Below are 22982 nucleotides of genomic sequence, written 5' to 3'. Positions count from 1 at the left end.
ACACTGTGCCCGTGACTCCGGCCGAAGGGAACCTGCTCGCCCGCCGTTACCGCCTGCTCCGCCCCCTCGGGCGGGGAGGGCTGGCCACCGCGTGGCTCGCGCGCGACGAGGCGCTCGGGCGCGAGATCTGTCTCAAGCTGCTCGGCCACGCGTGCACGGCGGAGCGGGCGGCGTTCCGGGGGGAGTTCAGGATGCTGGCGGGGCTGTTCCACCCCCACCTCGTCCGCGTGCACGACTTCGGGATGCTCCGGGAGACCGGCGAGCCGCGGTTCTACTTCACGTCCGAGGCGATCCTCGGTGCGCCGCTCGACGAGCACGTGAAGGGGCGGCGCTTCGAGGAGGCGCGGGGCGCGATCGTGGACGTGCTCGACGCCCTGCGCTTCCTGCACCGGGCGCGCATCCGGCACGGCGACGTGAAGCCGGCGAACATCCTCGTCGACGCCGCCGGGCGCGCGGTGCTGATCGACCTCTCCTGCGCGGCGCGGATCGGGCGCAGGCCCGGGGGCGCCGTCTCAGGGACCCAGGGCTACCTCGCGCCCGAGGTGGTCCGCGGCGAGCCGGCCGACGGCCGCGCGGACCTCTTCTCGCTCGGCCGCACGCTGCGCGCGATCGCGCCGCTCCTCTCGGAGCCGCTGCCGGACGTGGTGGGCGCGCTCGTCGAGCGCCTGCTCCAGCCGGAGCCGCGCGACCGGCCGGCCGACGCGGGCGAGGTGCTCGACTGGGTGGGCGCGTCGCCGCGCGCGGTGGCCCCGCCGCCGCCGGAGCCGCCCCACCTGGTGGGCCGCGAGGCCGAGGTGCGCGCGATCGCCGAGGCGCTCGCGGCGCTCGAGCAGGGGAAGAGCGGGCCGCGGCTGGTGGTGATCGCCGGGGAGCCGGGCTGCGGGAAGAGCCGCCTGCTGCGGGAGGCGAAGTGGAGCGCGGAGCTCAGGGTCGCCACGGTCGAGGGGTTCGCGCGGGCCGCGTCGCCCGTCGCCTCGATGCTCGGCCGCGCGACCGGCGAGGAGGCGCTCCCCGCCGGCGCGCTGGGCGCCCTGCGCGCGCACGAGCGCCTCGTGGCCGCGGGGGCGCAGCCGGTGGTGCTCGCGCTCGACGACGCCGACGAGGTGAGCGGGACGGAGCGGGAGATGCTCGAGGCGCTGGTGCGCCTTCTCGGGCCGGAGGATCCGGTGCTGCTCATCGCGGCCGAGCGCGTGGCGCAGGCGGGGAGCCGGGCGCCGCTCGCCGCGGTGGCCGCGGAGGCGGGGCGGAGCGTGCGCGAGGTGCCGCTGCCGCCGCTCGGGCGGGAGGCGGTGCAGCGCTGGATGGCCGACATCGGCATGGGCGAGGCGACCGAGGCGGTGCTGCGCGCGAGCGCCGGGTGGCCGGCGGACCTCGTGGTGACGGCGGGGCGGCTCGCGGAGAGCGGCGACGTGGGGCAGCTCGACGCGACGACGCCCGGGGCGAGCGCGCGGTACGCGCTGCGGCTGCGCGGCCTGCGGGGGCCGCTGCGCGACGCGGTCGCGGCGCTGGCGGTGCAGGGCGGCGCGGCGGCGGACGAGGAGCTCCCGTCGCTGGGCCTGCCGGCGGCGCAGCTCGCGGAGCTCGCCGCCCGCGGCGTCGCCACCCGGGCCGCGGGCGGCTGGGTGTTGACGCGCGCGGGGCCGATCGCCGCGCTGCTGGAGGCCCTCGGCGGCGACGTGGTCCGCGCGGCGCACGCGCGCGCCGCGGCGGCCCTGACGGCGCGGCTTGGCGGGGGTGGGCCTGCCGCGGGCCCGACCCAGGTTGCGGCGGCGGGCCCGACCCAGGTTGCGGATGCGGGCCCGACCCAGGTTGCGGCCGCCGACCCAACCCAGGTTGCGGATGCGGGCCCGACCCAGGTTGCGGCCGCCGACCCAACCCGGGTTGCGCCTGCCCCCACCCAGGTTGCGGCCGCCGACCCAACCCGGGTTGCGCCTGCCCCCACCCAGGTTGCGGCCGCCGACCCAACCCGGGTTGCGCCTGCCCCCACCCAGGTTGCGGCCGCCGACCCAACCCGGGTTGCGCCTGCCCCCACCCAGGTTGCGGCCGCCGACCCAACCCGGGTTGCGCCTACCCCCACCCAGGTTGCGGCCGCCGCCGCCAAAGGTTCCACCCCCACCGCATTTCTCGCCCCCCGCGCGATCCTCCACCTCGCCCTCTCCGGCGATGGCCCTGCCGCCGAGCGCCTCTTCCTCGAGCGCCGCGCCGACCGCGACGCCGACCCGCGCGCGTGGGCCGCGGCGGCCGAGGCCCTCCTCGAGGCCGTCGCGGCGCCCGAGACCCGGCTCGAGATCGCCTCGACCCTCCAGCGCGGCGGCCGCGCCGCGCGGGCCCGCGAGGTCCTCGAGCGCCTGCTCGCCGAGGACCGCGCCGACCCGGCCGGCCGCCTCGGCGCACGCCGGGCCCAGGCGCTCGCCCGCCTCGGCGCGTGCCTCCTCGAGCTCGGCGACCCCACCGCCGCCCTCGCGCACGTCGAGGAGGCCGCCGCCGCCACCTCGGCCCCGCGCGAACGCGCGGCCCTGGCCGACCTCGCCAGCCGGGCGCTCCTCCGCCTCGGGTCACACGCCGAGGCGCGCGCCCGCGCCGAGCCGGCGCTCGCCTCGTGCGACGACCCGGAGGTGCTCGCCAGCCTCCACGAGGACGTCGGCGTCGCGGCGAGTTACCTCGGCGAGCGCCGCCTCGCCGGCCTGCACCTCGGGCTCGCCGCCGGGCTGCACCGCGACCGGCGCGCCCCCCGCAGCCTCGTGCGCGCGCTCTCGTACCAGGCCATCGACGCCTTCCGCGCCGGCGAGGTCGAGGCGGCGCTCACCGGCTACCGCCAGGCCCTGGCCACGGCGGAGGAGCACGGCCTCGGCGACCTCGTCGCCCGCTGCAGCCTCAACGTGGGCACGGCGTGCCACCAGTCCGGCGAGCTCGGCGAGGCCCTCGCCGCCTACGAGCGCGGCGCCCGGCTCGCCTCGGCCCTCGGCCAGGCCGACCTGGTCCTCGTGCTCGACTTCGACCTCGCCAAGCTCTGGGCCGACGTCGGCGCCTTCGAGCGCGCCGCCCGCGTCGCCGCGCGCGTCGAGGCCGAGGCCGCGCGGCGCGGCGCCCCCTTCTTCGCGGCGGCCGCCGCCTCCGTCCTCGGCGACTGCGCGCTCGCGGCCGGCGACGCCGAGGAGGCCGCGCGCTGCTTCGAGCGCTCCCGGCGCGGCTTCGAGGCGCAGGGCGCCCAGCGCGAGGTCGTCGAGGAGGAGCTCGAGCTCTGCAGGGCGCACCTCGCGCGCGGCGCGCTGGACGACGCGCGCGCCGCGCTCGCCCGGGCGCGCGCGCAGGGCGCCGCGCTCGAGGCGCCCGATCTCGGCGCGCGCACTGCCCTGCTCGAGGGCCGGCTCGTGCTGCTCGACGGCGAGCGCGGCGACGACCCTGCGGACGACGGCCGCGCGCACCCCGACGACCGCGCGGACGTCAGCAGGATCTCCGCCGCGCGGGAGCGCCTCGGGCGCGCCCTCGACCTCGCCGAGCGCGCGGCGCAGCCGGACCTCGTCGCCGACGTCCGCCTCGCGCTCGCCGCCGTCGAGGAGGCCGCCGGCGAGCCCGCGGCCGCGGCCGCGCAGCGCGACCGCGCGGCCGTCGCCTGGACCGCCATGGCGCGCTCGCTGCCGGAGCCGCTGCAGCACGCGTTCTGGATGCACCCCCGCCGCCGCGCCGCCCAGCCTTCCCCCGCGGCCGCGCTCGCCGGCCCCCCCGGCGGCCCCCCCGCGGGCCCGGCCAGCATCCCCGCCTCCGGCATCCCCGCCAGCATCCCCGCCTCCGGCATCCCCGCCTCCGGCATCCCCGCGTCTCACGCGCACCACGCTGAAGAGCGCGCGGCCAAGCTCGAGCGGCTCCTCGCCATGTTCCGCAAGCTCAACTCCTCGGTCGAGATCGCCGACATCCTCGCCATGGCGATGGACGCCGCGATCGATCTCACCGCCGCCGAACGCGGGTTCCTGCTGCTCGAGCAGCCGGGCGGCGAGCTCCGCGTCGCCGTCGCGCGCAACGTCGACCGCGAGAAGGTCGGCCGGAGCCACCTCAAGTTCAGCTACGGCATCGCCGAGCGCGCGATCGCGGCCCAGGAGCCCGTCGTCACGGTGGACGCCCAGGAAGACGAGCGCTTCCGCGAGCACGCCTCCGTGCACGCCATGCGGCTCCGGTCCGTCATCGCCGTCCCGATCCGCTCGCCGGACGGCGTCCTCGGCGCCCTCTACCTCGACAACCGCTTCCGACGCGCGCGCTTCGCCCCGGACGACGTCGACCTGCTGCTCGCCTTCGCCGACCAGCTCGCGCTCGCCCTGCGCAACGCGCGCCTCGTCGAGGACCTGCGCCGCCGCACCGACGAGCTCGAGGCCGAGCGCCGCCGGGTCGAGGAGCTCCTCCGCGGCCAGGCCGCCGAGATCGGCCGCCTCCAGGAGGAGGTGCTGGTCCGCCAGCAGGCGCTCGAGCACCGCTACGACTACGGCGCCATCGTCGGGCGCGGCGCCGCGCTGCGCGCCGTGTTCGCGACGCTCGACCGCGTGGTCGACACGCCGGTCAGCGTGCTCGTCACGGGCGAGAGCGGCACCGGCAAGGAGCTCGTCGCGCGCGCCATCCACTTCGCCGGCCCGCGCAAGGGCGGCCCCTTCATGGGGATCAACTGCGCCGCGCTCCCGGCCGCGCTCCTCGAGTCCGAGCTCTTCGGCCACGTCCGCGGCGCGTTCACGGGCGCGGACCGGGACCGGACCGGCCTCGTGGTCGCGGCCCGCGGCGGCACGCTCTTCCTCGACGAGCTCGGCGAGATGCCGCTCGAGGTGCAGGCGAAGCTGCTCCGGGTGCTCCAGGAGCGCGAGGTCCGCCCGGTCGGCAGCGCCGAGGCGGTGCGCGTCGACTTCCGCCTCGTGTGCGCCACGAACCGCGACCTGCTCGCCGAGACCGCGCGCGGCCGCTTCCGCGAGGACCTCTACTACCGCGTCGCCGTCGTCCAGATCCGCCTCCCGCCGCTGCGCGACCGGCTGGAGGACCTCCCGGAGCTCGCGCTCCACTTCGTGCGCCGCGCGGCCGAGCAGCTCGGCCGGCCGACCCCCCAGCTCTCCCGCGAGGCCCTGCGGCGCCTCGGCCAGCACAGCTGGCCGGGCAACGTGCGCGAGCTGGAGAACGTGATCACCAAGGCCGTCGTGCTCTGCGACGGCCGCAAGATCGGCCCCGACGACGTCGACCTGCCGCGCGCGCCCGGCCGCGGCGCCCACGGCCGCGGCGCGCCGAACCCCCTCCGCGACGAGCGGGCCGCGATCCTCGGCGCCCTCGACCGCACCGGCTGGAACGCGGTGCAGGCCGCGCGCGAGGCCGGCATGTCGCGCGCGACCTTCTACCGCAAGCTCCGCCAGCTCGGCATCGAACGTCCGCGGTGATGTCCTCTCGGACTGCCCATCCCCCCACCGCAGACTCGTTTTCTCCAGATTTTGCGCGACGCCGGCACGGGGCAGTTCGCCTCATGTGGGGCGCTCCGCCATGATATCCCGTCGCTGAGCCCGGTTGTCGCTCTGCGTCGTGGACGAAGCCTTGGACAGCCTCGTCCGTCGCGGCGTGAAACTCGACACATCCAGCGGCGCTGCGCTGGCCGCCGATCCGCCCCGGCCACAGCCCATCCCCAACAGGCGCTCTCTTCACCTCATGGCCCGGGAGTTGCGACGGTGTCCGGGCATGAACACGACGAAACTCTTCCTCATGATGTCTCTCTCGCTCGCTGCCGCGGTCGGCTGCGACAGAGCGGAAGGCACACCTCGCTCGGGCGACAAGAACACCGCGACGGTACCTGACGAGGTCGCCGCGCGGGCGAACAACCCCACGCCCACGGCCGCCGACAACACGGACAAGAACGATCGCGATCGCGATCCGGCGGCGTTGACCCCCGGCGACCAGGGCGAGAACGAGACCGATCGCACGATCACGCAGAAGATCCGTCAGGCGGTGGTCGCCAACGACGGGTTCTCGATGAACGCGAAGAACGTCAAGATCATCACGAATGGGCAGGTGGTCACGCTGCGCGGCCCGGTCAAGAACGACAAGGAGAAGGCCGATATCGCCGCGATCGCACAAGGGATCGCGGGCGTGAAGCAGGTGGACAACCAGCTCGAAGTCGACGTTCACTGATCAGGTTGAAAGGGAAGATACCATGGCACAAAAGAAAGCGGTCCTGGGCCTCGTGAGCACGCTCGCTCAGGCAGACATCATCGTCGGTGAGCTTCAGCGCGCCGGCTTCATGACCAGCGACATCTCGGCGCTGTTCCCCGACAAACACGGGACGCGGGACTTCGCGCATGAGAAGAACACGAAGGCGCCCGAGGGCGCGACCGCCGGCGCCAGCGCGGGCGGCGCGCTCGGCGGGACCATCGGCCTGCTCGCCGGCATCGGCGCGCTCGCCATCCCCGGGCTCGGGCCCTTCATCGCGGCCGGTCCGATCATGGCCGCGCTGAGCGGCGCCGCCGCCGGCGCCGCGCTCGGCGGCGTCACCGGCGCCCTGATCGGCCTCGGCATCCCCGAGGTCGAGGCGAAGCAGTACGAGGGCAAGATCAAGGGTGGCAACATCCTGATCTCGGTCCACGTGGACAACGCCCAGGAGCGCTCGGCCGCGAAGCAGATCCTCGAGCGCGGCGGCGCCACCGACATCGCCGTCCTCACCGAGGAGGGCGTCTCCAAGGAGAACCGGGCGTTCGCCTGACCGCGGGCGCCCGAGCGGCGCCGCTCGGACGGCGACGTCCGAGCGGCGGCCTTCGACGAGAGCAGCTGCCCGCCCCGCGCCCGGCCCCCCCACCGGACGTGTCAGGCGGGCAGTTGCTTTAGGTCGATCTCGGTGGACGGCCGGATGTCGGCCTTGAGGAAGCGCTGCATCTGGCGGAGCGCGTAGCCGTTGTCCTCCTCGCCCTCGGACGCCACGCAGTCCGACGGGATGATCAGCCGGTAATCGCGCATGTAGGCGTCGTTCGCCGTGAACAGCACGCAGATGTTCCCCGCCATCCCGGTGAGGATGAGCCGCTGCACGCCGAGGGACTCGAGCAGGATCTCCAGCGTCGTGCCGTAAAAGCCCGAGTGCTTGGGCTTGAGCACGAAGTAGTCCTGCTCTCCTGGCCGGAGGAGCGCCGCGATCTCCCGCCCGCGCACCCCGTCCTCCAGGCAGTGCTCGATCTGCCGGTGGAAGTTGGATTGCCAGCGGCCGAAGTTGTCGTTGACGTAGACCGCGGGGATGCCGGCGTCGACGCACCGCTGCTTCAGCGCGCGGATGCGGTGCGCCATCGGGAGGGCGTGGGCGAGCAGCTGCTCACCTTCCGGAAACTCCAGATCGTTGATCACGTCGATGAGGAGCAGCGCAGTCCGGCTGTTGTCCGGCGCAGCGCCGTGGAGATCGTGGTTCCGCCGCGGCATATCGCCCGCTTATACAACGCGCTGCGGGCGATCGGGGCAGCATTCGTCACGCGCCCAGCGGCTGTGGCGAAATGCGACCATCACATCGGTAAGCGTGATCGCGGCGCGATCGCAGCGCGGTCGCGCGGAGAGACCGCCGGCGCGGACGGATGGGCTCCGGAGGCGCCCGATCGGCGGGATCGGGCCGTCGGCCGCGGGCTTGCATCGCTCCCTGCCGAAGACCTGAAACGGACCTCTTTGGGAAGGAGAGCGCATGCCTCGCAGCATCTGGAAAGGGAGTATCAGCTTCGGGCTCGTGCAGATCCCGGTCGCACTCTACCCAGCCGAGGAGCCCAACGAGATCTCCTTCAAGCAGCTCGACAAGCGGGACATGACCCCGATCCGCTACGAGCGCGTGAACCGGGAGACGGGCAAACCGGTGAGCTGGGATGACATCGTCCGCGGCTACGCCTACGACAAGGACGAGTACGTCGTGGTCTCCGACGAGGACCTCCGCCGCGCGAACGTGGAGGCGACGCAGACCGTGGACATCCTCGACTTCGTGGACGCGTCCGAGATCGAGCCGATGTTCTACGACAAGCCGTATTACCTCGCCCCGGCGTCGCAGAACAAGAAGAAGTCCCCGGTGACGGCGTACGTGCTCCTGCGCGAGGCGCTGCGGAAGACGGGCAAGGTCGGGATCGCGAAGGTCGTCATCCGGACGCGCGAGCACATCGCGGCGGTGATGCCGCGCGGCCGCGCGCTCGTGATGAACCTGCTCCGGTTCGCGCACGAGCTCCGCACCGACGAGGAGCTCGACCTCCCCGAGCTGGAGGCGGAGGGCAAGGGGCTCGGCAAGCGGGAGCTCGAGATGGCGGAGCGCCTCGTGGCCGAGATGGCGACCGAGTGGAAGCCGGAGAAATACAAGGACGAGTACCGCGATGACGTGATGAAGCTCATCGAGAAGAAGGTGAAATCCGGAGAGACCACGACGTCCGCCGAGCCCGCCGAGGAGGACGAGGACAGGGGCCGTCAGACCGGCACGGTGGACCTCATCGCGCTGCTCAAGAAGAGCCTCGGCCAGAAGGGCGGCAAGGCCGCGAACGACGAGAAGGAGGCCCACGAGGCCGAGCCGAAGGTGCGCAAGGCCGACGGCGCGAAGCGCAAGGCCGGCGGCCCGCGGCGCGCCGCGTAACGCGCGGTCCTCTGGCGGAATCGAAGGGAGCAGGGGGACCTCGCGCGCCGCGGCGTCTCCCCTGCTCCCTGCGCGTACGGGAGCGTTTGCCGGCGCGGATCCGGGGAGGTCAGGCTAGGATGAAGGCACCATGCGCCCCAAGTATCCTGCGGATGTCGCGGCCGCGTTCGTCGAGCTGGACACGCAGTCGCAGGTCTCGGCGCAGCGCCTGGCCGCGAGGTCCAGCCTCGCTCCCGGCGCGGCGCCGCCGGACCCTCCTGTCGCTGTCCTGACGCGGCTCATCGAGACGATGTTCTTCGCGTCCACGGCGACGGAGGAGGGCCGCTCGAACCCCGTGGGCGCGGTCTTCGCCGGCAGCCTCGCCGCCTTCGAGTCCGAGCGGCCGTCCTGGGATCTCGTGCGGCTCGCGTCCACGGTGGCGTTCGACGTGCAGCACGTCGCCAACCTGGCCTCCGCGTGCGCGTGGCCGCGGTCCTGCCTCGCCGTGGTGCCCCACGAGGGCGCGCGCGAGGGCGGCGCGGCGATGGACGAAGCGCTGGTGATCGCCGGCATCGTCACGCCGCATCGCCGGCAGTTCTCGGATCTCGATCAGCTCGTCCGCGTCGTCGCCCCGAAGCCCGGCGTGGCGGCGGTGTTCCGCGGAGAGTGGGAGATCGTCCGGTACGAGCGCGGCGCCCTGCGCACCTGGATGCCCAAGCACCGCCCTCACCTCGACTCCATCGAGAAGGCCGTCCTGCGGGTGCAGGCGAGACCGCTCATCCGCCACGTGCGCAACTACCTCCTGCGGATCGTCGACGGCATGGTCGAGCTCGGCCGCGGCGGCCTGCTCGCGATCCTCGGCCCCGGCGAGGGGCTGCCGCAGCTCTTCTGCGAGGACGGCAATCAGCTCGACACCGAGGTGAAGCGGCTCGCGCCGCCGGTCGGCTTCGGCGCGGCGCTGCTCGAGATGTCCGACGCCCACACGGCGGACGCCGCGCCGGATCCGCGGCCCGCGCTGGAGAGGCGGCCGCGCGGCGCGGACCACGCGCTGCAGACGTCGGAGCGCGTCCACCGGATGCTGGATCAAATCGTCAGGATGACGACCGTCGACGGCGCGGTGGTCATGAGCCATTGCCTCGACGTGCTCGCCTTCGGCGCGAAGCTGCCCCCGCCGAAGGCGATCATCGCCGAGGTCTTCACCGCGACCCCGAACCAGCGGATGGACGAGAGCTGGGCGCTCGACGCGCGGGGCACGCGCCACCGCGCGGCGGCGGCGTTCGTGTCGGGGTACCCGGACCGGATCGCCTTCATCGTCTCGCAGGACGGCAACGCGGCGACGTTCCAGGAGATCGACGGGAAGGTCGTCTACTGGCCGCTCTGAGGCCCGCGGCCCTTCACGTCGCCCGCCCGAGCCCGTTCTTGGGTCCGTCGCGCCGCTCGGCGCTCTGGCCGACCTGGCCGCCCTGGACGACTTGCGCGCCAGCGCCCTTCGCGAGGCGCCCCTCCTGCGCCATCTGCCGGATGCAATGCTGGAGCCCGGAGCGGAGGTTCGTGTGCACCGGGATCCCGCAGAGCTCCACGCCGAGCGAGACGATGGTCTGGGCGACGGTCGCGCGGATGCCCGTGATGACGGCCTCGGCGCCGAGGAGGCGGATGGCCCGGACGAGGCCGATGAGGTAGGAGGCCGTCTGCGTGTCCACGGTCTCGACGCCGGTGAGGTCGATGATCGCGTAACGCGCCGAGGAGCGGCTCACCGCGCCGAGCAGGTTGTCCATCAGCTCTGTGGCCCGCGCGCTGTCGACCATTCCGACGAGCGGGACCGTGAGCACGCCGTCCCAGACCTGGATGATCGGGGTGGAGAGCTGCTGGATGAGCTGCTGCTGGCGCTGGATGAGCTGGAGCTTCGCGCGCAGCTCGTTCTCCGTCTGCCGCATCTCGGTGACGTCGAGCGTCAGGACGATGGCGGCCTCGACCTCGCCGTGCTCGTCCTCATCCGGGAGGCACCAGCTCTCCCAGTGATGGTCCATGGTCGACGCGAACGAATGGCTGCTCTGCTTCTCCTCCATGGCCGCCCGGACCTGGCGCAGGATCTCCGCCGCGCCTTCGTGGTTGGCCCACATGTCCCAGCAGTTCAGGCCGAGCCACGATCGTCGCTGCGCGCCCGCCAGATCGACGCCCTTGCCGTCGTGGAAGATGTACGTCCCTTGCCTGTCGACGGCCCAGATCGCGATGGGGAGCGTGTTCATGACGACATTCAGGATCCGCTCCGCCAGCGAGGGCGGCGGGACAGAGCCGCTCGGCGCGGGCTCGCTCGGCGCGAGCTCGCCCGGCGCGGGCTCGCTCGGCGCGGGCACCGCCATGCAGAGCCATGATGTCGAGCGGCCTCGCTCGTCGAGCACCGCCTGGCGACGCCACTCGCACGCCACCGTGCCGCCCCCCTTCCGGGCACACGTGAACACCCGCGGCGCGGCGCCGTCCGCGAGGGAGCGACGCCACGCCTCGCCCGGCTCCCCGGAGAGCACGAGATCGGTGACGCTCCGGCCCAGGGCCTCCTCCTCCTCGTACCCGAAGCACCGGGCGGCTCCCTCGTTCCATCCGGTGATGACCAGCGCCGCGTCGTGGGAGATCACCGGGAAAGGAGCGCGCTTCAGGAGCTCGTACGACGCTGCCGCGACGCCCTCCACCTCCGCAGATCCGACCTGAGACGACGAAGCTGGCAATCCCATGATCGTTGCATCCTAAGGGCGAACGCTCGCGGTGATCAAGCATTTAACGTCCCGGGCGCAACACGTCCCCGGACATCGCGCCTCTCCCCAGCGGCGCGATGGGAATCACCCAATGAATCGTGAAGACACCCCCAGATTCCGCCTCGACTGCACGATAGCTGCACGATAACGAGAACGTTGCAGACGGTATTCAGGTGCCGCCTCCTGCCGCCTGCCGCTCCCGTCCCTGCGCAGACATCGGCAAGTTCCCGACGTCCAGGCTCTTGACGCATTGCACCCCTGTGGGATCATGTACGCGTCTACATAGATTCACTTAGTCGCTCGGTCTGGCGAGGGGAACAGCCGACAGCGTGCGCCAGGCCATCCACCCGGTCCCTGCGGCGGGGGCCGGAGAGGTCAACGAAAGTCAATTCGGGGGCGGCAATGGTGTCTACGGAGCTGACGGGCAGCGGGGGCGAGCACGATCGTCCCTGGTCGCGACGGTTCGCGGCCGTGGTGTATTTCGTCATTGTTACGTGCGTCGCTGGCCTCGGCGGGGTCGTCTCGCCGCAGGTCGGCTGGGACGTGCTCGGCTACGCCGGCGTGGTGTTGTCGTACGAGTCGCGCGATCCGGCCGTCATTCACGGCGGCGCGTATGGCGCGCTCCGCGAGGCCGCGCGGGAGGACGACGTCGAGGAGCTGACGAGCGGCACGCCATACCGCGCCGAGCTCGCGCAGGCTCCGGACGCATTCGTCGAGCAGCTCCCGTTCTACCGGGTGCGGGTGATCTTCTCGAGCCTCGTCTACCTGCTTTACAAGGGCGGGGTCAACGTCGTGCACGCGGCGTCCGCGGTCGCGGCGTTATCGTACGCGCTCCTTTCGCTGCTCGGCCTGATCTGGATGCGGCGCTACCTCGATCCGGTGAGCGCCGTCCTGGTGAGCAGCTTCGTCTTCCTGAGCTTCCCCTTCACGCAGGCCGCGCGCATTCCGACGCCGGACGGCCTCGCGGCGTTCTTCGTGGTGGCCGCGGTGTACGTCCTCCTCGAGAAGCGCAATTGGCGCCTCGCGTTCGCGATCCTCACCGCCGCGGTGTTCGTGCGGCACGACAGCGCGATCCTCGGGCTGATGCTCTCGGCGGGCCTGCTCGTCCTCGATCGCGGCGAGCGCCTGCGCGTGCGGCTGCTGCGGTTCGCCGCCTCCTCGGCGGCGATCCTGGCCGCTTATGCCGTGGTCAGCCGCCTCGGCGGTTATGGCTGGCGGACGCTCTTTCATCACACCTTCATCAACCACCTCGTCTACCCCGCGTCCGCCCCTGCCCCCGTCGGCCTGGACGATTACGTGCGGGTGGTCGTCACGGGCCTCCTCCCCGACGCGCTCGTGAGCTACGCGGTGCTGTATCTTCTCGTGCTGGCGATCGCCGCGGCGTCCTACGTGCGCGCCGGCGGCAAGCTGACGCTGAAGGATCCCTGGGTGGTGGTGGTCGCCCTGATGCTGCTGCACCTCGTGGTCCGCACGCTCCTCTTCCCGGCCTTCTGGGAGCGTTTCCTCCTCGCCCATTACCTCTTCTTCGCCCTCTTCGCCGTCCGCATGCTGCGCCTCACCCCGCGCCCCGCCCCCGCCCTGGACGACCTCGCGCCCGCCCCTCCTTCGATGGCCCACGCCCCGCCGCGCTAAAGGTGGGTTCGCAGGAGAGAGGCCATCTCGTCGATGGGGGCCTGGGCGGCGGCGAGGCCCGCCTCCAGCACGCGGCGGGGCATGCCGTAGACGACGCAGGACGACTCGGACTCGGCGAGGATCCGACCGCCTTCCTTGTGGATCGCGCGGGCGCCCGCGAGGCCGTCGTCGCCCATGCCCGTAAGCACGACCGCGAGCACGCCCGAGCCGACCTCGGCCGCGGCGCTCGTGAAGAGCAGATCCACCGACGGACAGTACACGTGGGCCGCGGACGCCTCCGCGAAATGCACGCTGGTGCGATCCAGGCGGCGCCGGACCTCGAGCTGCGTCCCGCCGCGCGCGACGACCGCGAGCCCCGGCCGCAGCTCCAGGCCGTCGGACGCCTCGACGACCGAGATGGCGCTCGCCTCGTCCAGGCGGCGAGCCAGCGACTCCGTGTAGCCGGCGGGGATGTGCAGCGCGGCGACGATCGGGACGGGGAAGTCGCCGGGCAACGCGGTGAACAGCCGGGTGAGCGCCTGCGGGCCGCCCGTCGACGTGCCGACCACCACGAGGCGCGTGCGCCCGGCCGCCGCGAGCGCGACCCCCGGCGCGGGCTGCGGCGGGCGAGGCGCCTCGCGGGTGACCCGCGCGACCGCGGCGACCGCGCCCGCCGCGATCACCTTGCGGACCAGCTCGTCCGCCAGGCCGAACAGGCGGTCGGTCGCGAGCGACGTCGGCTTCTCGACCAGATCGAACGCGCCGCCGAGGAGCGCCTTCACGCCGAGCTCGCTGTCCGCCTCGGCGTTGCTCACCACGATCACCCGCGGCGCGCCCTCGCGCGGCAGCGCCCCGAGCACGCCGAGGCCGTCGAGGTTCGGCATCACGAGGTCGAGCGTGATCACGTCCGGCTTGAGGCGCGCGATCTTCTCCAGCGCGTCCAGGCCGTCCAGCGCGACGTCGACGACCTCGATCGCGGGGTTCGCGCTCAGGACCTGCCGGAGCACCTTGCGCACGAAGGCCGAGTCGTCGACGACGAGCACGCGGATCAGGCTCGGCGCGCCCACCGTCACACCACCTTCCGGTACATGAACGCCCCGCTCCGCTCCTCGCAGGCGAGCGCGGTGCCGAGCCGGAGGAGCGACTCGGACACGCCGACCAGGAGGAAGCCCCCCACGGCGAGCGCCCCCGAGAGGTTGCTCACCACCCAGCGCGCCGTGTTGTCGTGGAAATAGATGAGCACGTTGCGGCAGACGATGACGTCGAAGGTCCCGAGCGCCGCGATCCCTGGCGTGTCGAGCAGGTTGACCCGCTGAAAGCGGACGGCCCGGACGAGCTCGTCGCTCACGACGACGCGGTCGGGCATCGTCCGGAGCCACTTCTCGGCGAACGGCGGCGGCGGCGCGTTGCCCCGCAGCGAGCGCGCGCTGAACACGCCGGCGCGGGCCCGCGCGAGCGCCCGCTCGCTGACGTCGCTCGCGACGAGCTCGACCTTGTCGAGCATCCCCCGCTCGGCCAGCAGCATCGCGATCGTGAGCGGCTCCTCGCCGCTCGCGCAGGCCGCCGACCAGATCCGCGGCCGCTCCCCCGCGAGCACGCGCGGCGCGACGAGCTCCGAGACCGCGACCTCGATCTGCGCGAGCTCCCGGAAGAAATACGTCTCGCTGACGACCAGCGCCTCGATCAGCGCGTCCACCTCGGCCGCGCCCGCAGGGTCGTAGCGGAGGTAGTAGTAATAATCGAGCAGCGAGTCGAAGCCGGCGTCGATCGCGCGCGTGGAGATCTTGTCGCCGAGCAGCTCGCGGTCGCCCGCCTCGTAGTGGATCCCGACCTTCTCGGCGATCAGCGCGCTGAAGATCGCGAAGACCTGCGGGGAGATCGGGAGGCGGCTCACCATGGATACGTCACCCCCACTGCGAGAGCACCGAGGAGGACACGCGGCGCACCTCGGGGTCCGGATCGGTCCGCGCGGCGTGCTCGATCGCCGCGAGCGCCTCCCGCGTGGCCACGGCGGCGAGCGTGCTGACCGCGGCCTTCCGCGCCGGCGCGTGCGGCAGCCGCAGCGCCTCGAGGAGCGCGGCGCTCGCCGCGGGCAGCCGCATCCGCGCGAGCGCCGCGGTCAGGAGGGGCGAGAGCTCGTCGTCGGCCGTCGCGAGGGCGGCGAGCAGCCCCTCGACCCGCCCCGGCACGGGCGTGGACAGCGCGGCGAGCAGCGGGCCCGGCGCGCGGGAGGCGGCGAGCAGCGCGATGAGGCTCGCCGTGGCGTCGACCCCGGGCCGCGCCGCGATGAAGCCCGTCGCCGCCGCGCGCACGCTCTCGTCGGCGTCGCCCGCGGCCCGCACGAGCGCGGGCAGGACCTCGGGCGACGAGAACCCGGAGATCGCCGAGACCGCGACCAGCCGGGTCGCCACGTCCTCGGACGACAGCGCGCCGAGCAGCGTCGGCAGCGACTCCTCCCGGCCGGCGATGCCGAGCCCGATCAGCGCCGAGCGCCGCATGTCCGTGTCGGTCGAGCGGGCCGCCTGCTCCAGCGCCGAGAGCGCGAGCGGCCCCTTGATCCCGGACAGCGCCTCGATCGCCGAAACGCGCACCTGGCCGCTCTCGTCGCGGAGCCGATCGGCGATCGCCCCCGCGGCCGCCTCCCACCCGAGCTTCCCGAGCGACTGGCACGCGTAGTAGCGGACCCACGCGTCCTCGTCGCGGAGCCCTCGGAGGAGCGCGTCGATGACGCGCGGCTCCCGCTGCGCCTGGCCGAGCGCCCGCATCCCCGCCGACCGGACCCGCTCGGACGCGTCGGCCGCGACCGCGAGCAGCGCGTCGATCGCCGCCGGCTCCGAGAAGAACGCGAGGCCGTGGATCGCCCGCTCGCGCACGCGCAGATCGGGGTCGCGGAGGCCCTCCACGAAGATCGGCAGCGCCGCGGGCGGCGCGAAGTAGGCGAGGATCCGGAGCGCGGCGCGCCGCGCGGCCGGCGTGCCGCCGCGCGCCGCCGCGAGCGCGAGCTCCTCGACGTCCGCGCCGCCCAGGGTCTGGATCGCGGCCAGCGCGGCGTGCCCCACGCGGGCGTTCGGGTCGTCGAGCAGCCGGAACAGCGCGCGCGCCGCGCGGGGATCCGCGGCGCGCGCGAGCGCGTCGCACGCGGCCGCGCGGACCTCCGGGTCCGGATCGGCGAGGCACGCCTCGATCTCGTCGGCGGCGACGGGGCCCCGGACGAGCGGCAGGAGCAGCAGCCGGCGGGCGCTGTCGCCGTCGCGCAGCGCCGCGAGCACCCGGGCGTCCGCGCTCCGGCAGAGCTGGGCGATCGCCTCCGCCGCGGCGCTCGCCACGGCGGGGGCGGCGTCGAGCAGGCGCATCAGGTCGACCAGGGCGTCCTCGCCGCCGACGGCGCCGAGCACCGCGCAGATCATCGCCTGCTCGCCGGGATCCGCCCCGGTCAGGCTCTGGGAGAGCCGCCGCCCCGCGCCGGGCGCGGGCGCCTCGCCCCGGAGCGCCTCGTCGATCGGCGCGGCCGTGCCGTAGCTGTCGCGGTACCGCTCGCGCAGCTCGGCGAGCGCCACGGCGGCGACCCGCGCGAGGGCGTCGCTCGGGCGCGCGACGAGGCGCATCAGCGGCGCCACGGCGCTCCGGCTGCCCGTGCGGCCGAGCGCCCGCGCCGCCTCGAGGAGGTACCGCGGATCGTCGAGCAGCGCGGAGAGCGGCCCGATCGCGCGCGGATCGCCGCTCCGGCCCAGCACGTCGATCGCCGGGAAGACGCGGAAGAAATTTCCGCTCGTGACGGCCGCGACGAGCGCGTCGACCGCCGACCTGCCGCCGACGCGGCCGAGCGCCTCGATGGCGGCGACCGCGACGTTGTCGTCCGGGTGCGAGGTGAGCTCCGCGAGCCGGGGGACCGCCCTCGCGCAGGTGCGGCGGCCGAGGATCTGCGCCGCGTCGGCGACGATCGCGGGGTTCGGGTCGCCGGTGAGCGCGAGCACGGCGTCGTCGACGTCCCCGAGCGACGCGACGAGCGCGTCGACCGTGGCGGCGACGCGCGCCTCGCTGTCGCGCCGCGCGCGCAGGCACGCGCAGAGCGGCTCGACCGCGGCGTCGCCGAGCGCGGCGAGCGACGCGACGACGCCCCGCCGCACCGCCCAGCTCGGATCGGCCAGCATCTCGATGAGCGCGGGCACCCCCGCGCGCCCGGAGGCGGCGAGGCGATCCACCTCGGCGACGCGCTGCCGCTCCGCCTCGGAGACGGCGAGCGACGGCCGCCGCGGGCTCACGCCGTCTCCGGCGGGGCGTGGGGCTGCCTCCCGTTCGCCCTGAGGTGCGTCACGGCCGCGGCGACGCCCGCGATCACGTCCGCCTGCGCGCCGGTCGCGTGCCGGATCTTGCCGACCTGCTCCAGCACGTAGCCGGCGTCGGTCGCGACCGCCCCGGAGTCCCGCGCCTGCTTGGCGGTGGCCGCGAGGATCGCCCGGAGCGGGTCGCGCAGCCGGGCCAGCGCGTCGGCGACCTGCTCGCTCCGGGCCGCCTGATCGGACGCCGTCCTGGTCACCTCCCGCAGCGCCGAGGCGTGGCGGGCCGCGCCCGACGCGAGCGCGGCGACGGACTCCGCTTGATCGTTCATCGCCCGCGCCGTCTGCCTGGAGATGCGGCGAACGACGTCCGCTTCCCGCGCGAGGGCCGCCGTCGCCTTGCTCTGGTCCGCCGTCGCGGTGGTCACCGCGGCCGCGAGCCTCGCGACCTGGCGGGCGGACGCCTCCAGCTGCTTCGTGGCCCGCGCCTGCTCGACGATCCCCCGGGCCGACTGGGCCGACTGCTTCCGGAGGTCGTCCATCACGCGCGCCACCTCGGCCGCCCCGCCCGCCTGCTCCGAGAGGCCGGCGATCATGCGCTGCGCCGCGCCCGCGACCTCCTGCGTCAGCGTGGTGATCGCGGTCAGGGCGCGCGTCTGCTCGGTCATCGCGGCGCTGGTCTGCTGCGTGAGCGCGCGCATCTGCGCGGCGACCTTCGCGAGCTGGGACGCCCCCGTCGCCTGCTCCTCGGTCGCCCGCGACACCCGCTCGGCGCTCGAGGTGAGCTGCGCGTTGCTCTTCACGGCGTCGCGCAGCGCGCGCGCCTGCTCGGCCGTGGCCTCCTTGGTCTGCCGGGCCATGCGCCGCATCTCGGCGCTCCCCTGCGCGAGCGCCTGGATCGCCTTGGTCTGCTCGGCCGCGGAGCGCGCGATCGACTTGCCCTCGTCGCTCATGCGCGCGGCGGTCTGGGTGAGCGACCCCACCGTCTGCACCTGCTCGGCGTTCGCCCGATCGATGTCGCGGATCGAGCGGCCGAGCTCCTCGACCCCCTGCAGGATCGACGCGAGCGCCCGATCGGCGTCGCCCGCGAGGCGCGTCCCCTCGTCCGCGACCTTCACGCCCTCGGTCGAGGCGGCCACCGCTTCCCGGGCGCTCGCCTGGAGGGCGCGGACGATCTTGGCGATCTCCGCGCTCGACACGGCGGCCCTGTCCGCGAGGTTCCGAATCTCCTCGGCGACGACGGCGAAGCCCCGCCCGTGCTCCCCGGCCCGCGCGGCCTCGATGCTCGCGTTGAGCGAGAGGAGGTTCGTGCGGTCGGCGATGAGGTTGATGGTCTGGACGATGTCGCCGATCTCCTCGGCCCGCTTGCCCATCTCCTTCATGACCGACGCCGAGTCGACCATCGCCTGCCGGATGCTCCCGAGGCCGGCGATGGACCGGCCCACGGTCGACGCGCCCTGGCGGGCGGTGACGACGCCCTGCTCCGCGGTCGCGCGCGCGCCCTCGACGATCGAGACGATGCGCCGCGTCGAGGCCTCGACCTGGGACGAGGCGGCGGCGTTGCTGACCGCGAGCGTGTTGATCTGCTCGGCGCTCTGCGCCACCTGCTGCGCGGTCCGCGCGAGCTCCTCGGCGGCGACCGCGTTCGCCTCGATGGTCGCGGCGCTCTTCTCGGCCGTCACCGCGACCTCCTCGATCGAGCTCGCGATCTCGGTGATCGTGCTCGCGGTCACCGAGGCGCTCGCGTCGAGCGCCTTCGCGCTCTCCGCGACGCCGCGGATCGACCGCGCCATCTGCTCGGCGGTCGCGGCGGTCTCCTCGACGGCGCTCGCCATCTCGACGGCGTCCTTCGCGACGCGCTCGAGCGACCCGGTCACGCCCGCGACGCCCCCGGCCATGCTCGCGATCTGCGCCCCGACCCCCTTGGCGTCGGCCGAGAGGCGCCCGATGCCCTTCGACATCTCCTCGATCGTGGCCGCGACCTCCTCGAACGCCGCGGCGCCGCTCTCGCCGCGGGTCGCCATCTCGCTCACGTTCCCGCTCGTCAGCGACACGGCGGCGAGCAGCTCCTCGCTCGACGAGGCGAGCTCCTCCGCGCCGTCGCTCACGCCCTTCACCGAGCGGGCGACCTGCTCGAGCGTGGAGGCCGTCGTCTCCGCCGAGGTCGCGAGCGTGTCGGCGTCGCCCTTCACGCCGGAGAGCGCCGGGCCGAGCGCGCCGAGGCCGCCCGCCGTCGCCTCGATCCCTTGCGCGACCTCGGCGAGGCCCCCGCTGAGCCGCGGGAAGGAGCGCGCGAGCGCCTGCGCGACGGACGCCGCCTCGTCGATCTCGCCCCCGATCGCGCCCGCCGCGGCCCCGTGCTCCCGGCCGGCCGCGGCCTGCTCGGCGCTGGCGGCGGCGACCCGCGAGGCCGCCTGCTCGATCGCGGCCGCGCTCGCGACCGCCTGGCGCAGCGCGCGCTCGGCCTGCTCCGCCTGCGCGAGCGCCCCGTCGATGTCCGCGATTGCCTCACTTGCCATGATGATCCTGCTCCTCATCGATGATTCTGCCGACGTCGACGAGCATCACGAGCCGCTTCCCGAGCTGCGCGACCGCCTTCACGAAGCCGGCGCTCTCGTGCGCCATCACCTCGGGGGGCGGGCGGAGGGCGTCCGCCGCGATGTTGACGACCTCCCGCGCGCTGTCGACGAGCAGGCCCACGGTGCGGGCGCCGCTCTGCACCACGATGACCCGCGAGTCGAGCGTTGGCTCGGCGCTCGGCAGCCCGAAGCGCGCGCGGAGATCCACGACCGGGACGACCCGGCCCCGGATCTGGATGAGGCCGCTCACGTACGGCCGCGCCCCCGGCACCCGGGTCGCGCCGGTGAACGACTCCAGGTGGAGCACGTCCTGCCACGAGAGGACGTACTCGGTGTCCGAGAGCTTCAGGACCACGTGCAGGTCGCTCATGAGGTGGCCTCGCTGCGGCGCACGAGGGCGGCGGCGTGGGAGGAGGGCGGCGCGGTGAGCCTGCCGCTCAGCGCCACGAGGTCGAGCACGAGCGTGGGGCGCCCGTCCCCGAGGTCCGTCGAGCCGCTCACGCCCGGCACGCGCACGAGCGGGTCCTCGAGCGGCCGCACGACGACCTCCTGCTGGCCGAGCACGCGGTGCACGCCGAACGCGAACGGCGCGCCGTTGCGCCGCACGACGAGCGCCCGGCTCGCGGAGGACGCGTCGAGCTCGAAGACGGCGCCGAGGTTGAAGAGGGGCACGGCCTCGCCGCGGCGCTCGATCAGCCCCGTCGAGCCCCGCGCCCGGTGCGGCGCCGGGCCGCGGACGATCCGGGCCGGCTCGATCTCCATCACCTCCTCCACGCCGGCGACCGGCGTCACGAACGGCTGGTCGCCGCAGAGGAAGGAGAACGCGTCGACGATCGTGATCGTGAGCGGGATCCGGAGGGTGAAGGTGGTGCCGGCGCCGCGCGCGGTGCGCACGGAGAGCTCGCCGCCGAGCTGCTCCACGGCGATGCGCCGCACGATGTCCATCCCGAGCCCGCGGCCGCTCGTCTTGGTCGCCTGATCGAGCGTCGACAGCCCGGGCGCGGTGACGAGATCGAGCAGCGCCGCGTCGGTCTCCGGCACGGGGCGGCCGGCCCGCCGCGCCACCGCCTCGCGATCGACGCCGCGCCCGTCGTCGGTCACGCTGAGCTCCAGCTGGTTGTTCGAGCGCTCGAAGCAGGCGACCCGGATCACGCCCTCCTCCGGCTTGCCGAGCCGCCGCCGCTCCGCGGGCGGCTCGATCGCGTGGTCGACCGCGTTGCGGAGCAGGTGCACGATCGCCGGGAAGATGCGCTCGGCGACCGCCTTGTCGAGCTCCGCCTTGCCGGCGTCGATCTCGATCCGGACCTGCTTGCCCGTGGCCCGGCCGAGGCCGCGCACGACGAGCGGCACCCGCTCGAGGAGCTCGGTGACCGAGATCATGCGCGCGCGCATGATGGCGCCGCGGAGGTCGCGCAGCTGCCGGTCGTGCTCGCGCAGGATCTCCGAGAGATCGCGGATGTCGACGCCGCGCGCCCTCAGATCCGCGGCCGCCCGGGCGAGCCGGAACCTCGCGACCACGAGCGCCGACAGCTTGTCGAGCGCGTCGTCGAGGCGCGCCACCTCGACGCGCACGACGCCGCGGAGCTGGGGCTCCCGGTCCGCCGCGTCCTCGGGCTCGTCCTCGGAGAGGGCCGCGACCGCGAGGGGCGCGGCCGGCTCGACGGTGAGCGGGCGGACGCTGTCGGCCGACGCCGCGCTCGCGAGCTCCGCGTCCGTCGCGCTCGTGAGGACGAGGAGCGCGAACGAGATGCCGCCCGGCGCCCGGTCGGTGGCCGGGACCGAGAGCGGGATGACCTTGACGATCTCCGCGATCTTGCCGACGCGCTCGCGGACGCTCGTGATGTTGATCCCCTCGGCGGTCCGCGCGGCCGAGGGGACGAAGTCGACCCGCAGCGCGCGCCGCCCGCGCGCCACGCCCTGCGCGAGCTGCACCCGCTCGCCCGGCCCGAGCTTCGCGAGGATCTCGGGGTCGGCGGTGATCTCCGGCGCGGGCGGGGGCGGCGCGGCGGCGAGCTCGAGCGCGGCCAGCGCGTCGAGGAGCGACGCCGGCGCGGCCGGCACGGGCTGCTTCGCGGCGAGGATCCGCGTCCGCTCCTCGATGGCCCTGAGCCCGCGGAGCAGCACCTCGACCGAGGCGGCGGAGAGGCTCCCCGCCGCCCGGTCCGCGGCCCGGAGCACGGTCTCCATCGCGTGGGCGATGTCCACGACCGGCTCCACGCCCACCATGGCGGAGAGGCCCTTGATGGTGTGGAGCGAGCGGAACAGCTCCCGGATCGCCTTGGGGTTCGACTCGCCGGCGCGGATCGCCGCCTCGACGGCGAGGAGGTTGGCGGTCGAGGCGGAGAGGTGCTCCTCCACCTCGACGAGGTAGCCGCCCACGAACTCGCCGACGTCGAGCGCGTCGCTCATCCGGCGCCCGCGACGCCATCCCCGAGGAGCGACCGCACGCTCCCGAGGATGGCGTCGGGCGTGAAGGGCTTCGTCATGAACTGGGACGCCCCCGCGCCGAGCGCCCGGGCCCTCGACTCCTCATCACCGCGGGTGGTCACCACCAGAATCGGCAGGCTCCGCAGCTTGTCTTGCCCACGGATGAACTCGATGACCTCGAGTCCCCCGATATCGGGCATGTTCAGGTCGAGCACCACGAGATCGAAGGGCCTCAGCGAGAGCGTCTCAATCGCCTCGAGCCCGCTCGCCGCATGGGCGAACGCGTACTGCTCGGAGCGCAGGCACGCCACGACCATCTCGCGCATTACCCTGCTGTCATCTACGACGAGGATCTCGGCCACAGCGGTGCTCGAGCGCAGGGAATAGCCGGCTCGGACGCGGGGTGTCAATCGCGAGGCGAAGCGCCGCGAAAAGAATCAGGTTTCTCCCGTCGGAGTGAGCCCGAGCAGCGACGAGGTCGCGCGCTCGGAAGGGGCAAAATCGCGAGGCGGACTCGATGGCGGGCGGCGCGCTCTCCCGGCAGGGCGCCGGACCGGGCTCGGCCGCGCCGCTCGGTGAAACCCACTACGCTCGTCGATGTACGACGAGAACTACTCACGAGCGACGTGGTCCGTGGTCATGGTGGGAAAGAACCGAGGAGCGATGCGGCGCGCCAGCGCGCCGGCCAAGACTGCGACACCGTGCTTTTCGCCGCGCGGAGCTTGCGCCGCCCCGCGCTCTCGCTCAGATGAGACTGGGCGGTAACGACTCCTGA

Annotated in this window: 15 protein-coding genes; 6 read left to right on the top strand and 9 right to left on the bottom strand. The window is 74.1% G+C overall.

Translation table 11 applies throughout. From position 1 onward, the window contains the following. The first annotated feature begins 11 nt into the window (after positions 1-11). From WMF43_RS14850 to WMF43_RS14840, 3 genes are all read left to right on the top strand, one after another. Positions 12-5402 carry a sigma 54-interacting transcriptional regulator gene (locus WMF43_RS14850; RefSeq protein ID WP_437680854.1) on the top strand — a complete coding sequence of 1797 codons (5391 nt, stop codon included), beginning with the start codon at positions 12-14 and terminating at the stop codon, positions 5400-5402. A gap of 151 nt (positions 5403-5553) precedes the next feature. Then, positions 5554-6144 (top strand): BON domain-containing protein, encoded by a 591-nt coding sequence (locus WMF43_RS14845; protein WP_437680853.1) that lies wholly within the window; start codon positions 5554-5556, stop codon positions 6142-6144. A gap of 22 nt (positions 6145-6166) precedes the next feature. Next, on the top strand, positions 6167-6712 hold the full coding sequence (locus WMF43_RS14840; protein ID WP_437680851.1) for a DUF3341 domain-containing protein: 546 nt from the start codon (positions 6167-6169) through the stop codon (positions 6710-6712). A 101-nt stretch (positions 6713-6813) separates the two neighbouring features. Here the strand turns inward: WMF43_RS14840 and WMF43_RS14835 are convergent, their stop codons facing one another. Next, positions 6814-7413, bottom strand: coding sequence for a cysteine hydrolase family protein (locus tag WMF43_RS14835; protein WP_437680849.1), 600 nt, complete (start codon positions 7411-7413; stop codon positions 6814-6816). Positions 7414-7666: 253 nt separating this feature from the next. Here WMF43_RS14835 and WMF43_RS14830 point away from each other — a divergent pair, with 253 nt between their 5' ends. Both WMF43_RS14830 and WMF43_RS14825 read left to right on the top strand, forming a co-directional pair. Further along, positions 7667-8587 carry a Ku protein gene (locus tag WMF43_RS14830; RefSeq protein WP_437680847.1) on the top strand — a complete coding sequence of 307 codons (921 nt, stop codon included), beginning with the start codon at positions 7667-7669 and terminating at the stop codon, positions 8585-8587. A gap of 130 nt (positions 8588-8717) precedes the next feature. After that, positions 8718-9947 carry a putative sensor domain DACNV-containing protein gene (locus WMF43_RS14825; RefSeq protein ID WP_437680846.1) on the top strand — a complete coding sequence of 410 codons (1230 nt, stop codon included), beginning with the start codon at positions 8718-8720 and terminating at the stop codon, positions 9945-9947. Positions 9948-9960: 13 nt separating this feature from the next. On the opposite strand, the gene WMF43_RS14820 is transcribed toward WMF43_RS14825, so the two are convergent. Continuing rightward, on the bottom strand, positions 9961-11292 hold the full coding sequence (locus tag WMF43_RS14820) for a PAS domain-containing protein (RefSeq protein ID WP_437680844.1): 1332 nt from the start codon (positions 11290-11292) through the stop codon (positions 9961-9963). Positions 11293-11715: 423 nt separating this feature from the next. Between WMF43_RS14820 and WMF43_RS14815 the strand changes: the two genes are divergently transcribed. Then, positions 11716-12945 (top strand): hypothetical protein, encoded by a 1230-nt coding sequence (locus tag WMF43_RS14815; protein WP_437680842.1) that lies wholly within the window; start codon positions 11716-11718, stop codon positions 12943-12945. Here the strand turns inward: WMF43_RS14815 and cheB are convergent. Genes cheB through WMF43_RS14780 form a run of 7 tightly spaced genes read right to left on the bottom strand, consistent with a single transcriptional unit; the run spans position 12942 to position 22569 of the window. After that, a complete protein-coding gene (gene cheB, locus WMF43_RS14810; RefSeq protein ID WP_437680840.1) occupies positions 12942-13997 on the bottom strand; it encodes a chemotaxis-specific protein-glutamate methyltransferase CheB in 1056 nt (351 codons plus the stop codon). The two genes, WMF43_RS14815 and cheB, sit on opposite strands and share 4 nt — an antisense overlap. Beyond that, positions 13994-14821 (bottom strand): CheR family methyltransferase, encoded by an 828-nt coding sequence (locus WMF43_RS14805; RefSeq protein WP_437680838.1) that lies wholly within the window; start codon positions 14819-14821, stop codon positions 13994-13996. The genes cheB and WMF43_RS14805 overlap by 4 nt, the downstream gene beginning before the upstream one ends. Before the next feature lie 7 nt (positions 14822-14828). Beyond that, entirely contained in the window at positions 14829-17186 is a 2358-nt protein-coding gene (locus WMF43_RS14800; protein WP_437680836.1) for a HEAT repeat domain-containing protein, read from the bottom strand. Further along, positions 17183-19720 (bottom strand): methyl-accepting chemotaxis protein, encoded by a 2538-nt coding sequence (locus WMF43_RS14795; protein WP_437680835.1) that lies wholly within the window; start codon positions 19718-19720, stop codon positions 17183-17185. The genes WMF43_RS14800 and WMF43_RS14795 overlap by 4 nt, the downstream gene beginning before the upstream one ends. Beyond that, positions 19710-20150: a chemotaxis protein CheW gene (locus WMF43_RS14790; protein WP_437680833.1), complete on the bottom strand. Its 441-nt coding sequence runs from the start codon at positions 20148-20150 to the stop codon at positions 19710-19712. The genes WMF43_RS14795 and WMF43_RS14790 overlap by 11 nt, the downstream gene beginning before the upstream one ends. Then, the gene (locus WMF43_RS14785; RefSeq protein ID WP_437680831.1) at positions 20147-22189 is read right to left on the bottom strand and encodes a chemotaxis protein CheA; all 2043 of its coding nucleotides are present in this window, start codon (positions 22187-22189) and stop codon (positions 20147-20149) included. Before WMF43_RS14785 ends, WMF43_RS14790 begins: the two co-directional genes overlap by 4 nt. After that, complete coding sequence (locus WMF43_RS14780; protein ID WP_437680829.1) at positions 22186-22569, bottom strand: response regulator; 384 nt, start codon at positions 22567-22569, stop codon at positions 22186-22188. The genes WMF43_RS14785 and WMF43_RS14780 overlap by 4 nt, the downstream gene beginning before the upstream one ends. Between the last annotated feature and the right edge of the window lie 413 nt (positions 22570-22982).

Source organism: Sorangium sp. So ce131, assembly GCF_051519095.1.
Classification (GTDB): Bacteria; Myxococcota_A; Polyangia; order Polyangiales; family Polyangiaceae; genus Sorangium.
The sequence above is the reverse complement of the archived record's forward strand: the minus strand, read 5'-3'. Positions and strand labels throughout refer to the sequence as shown.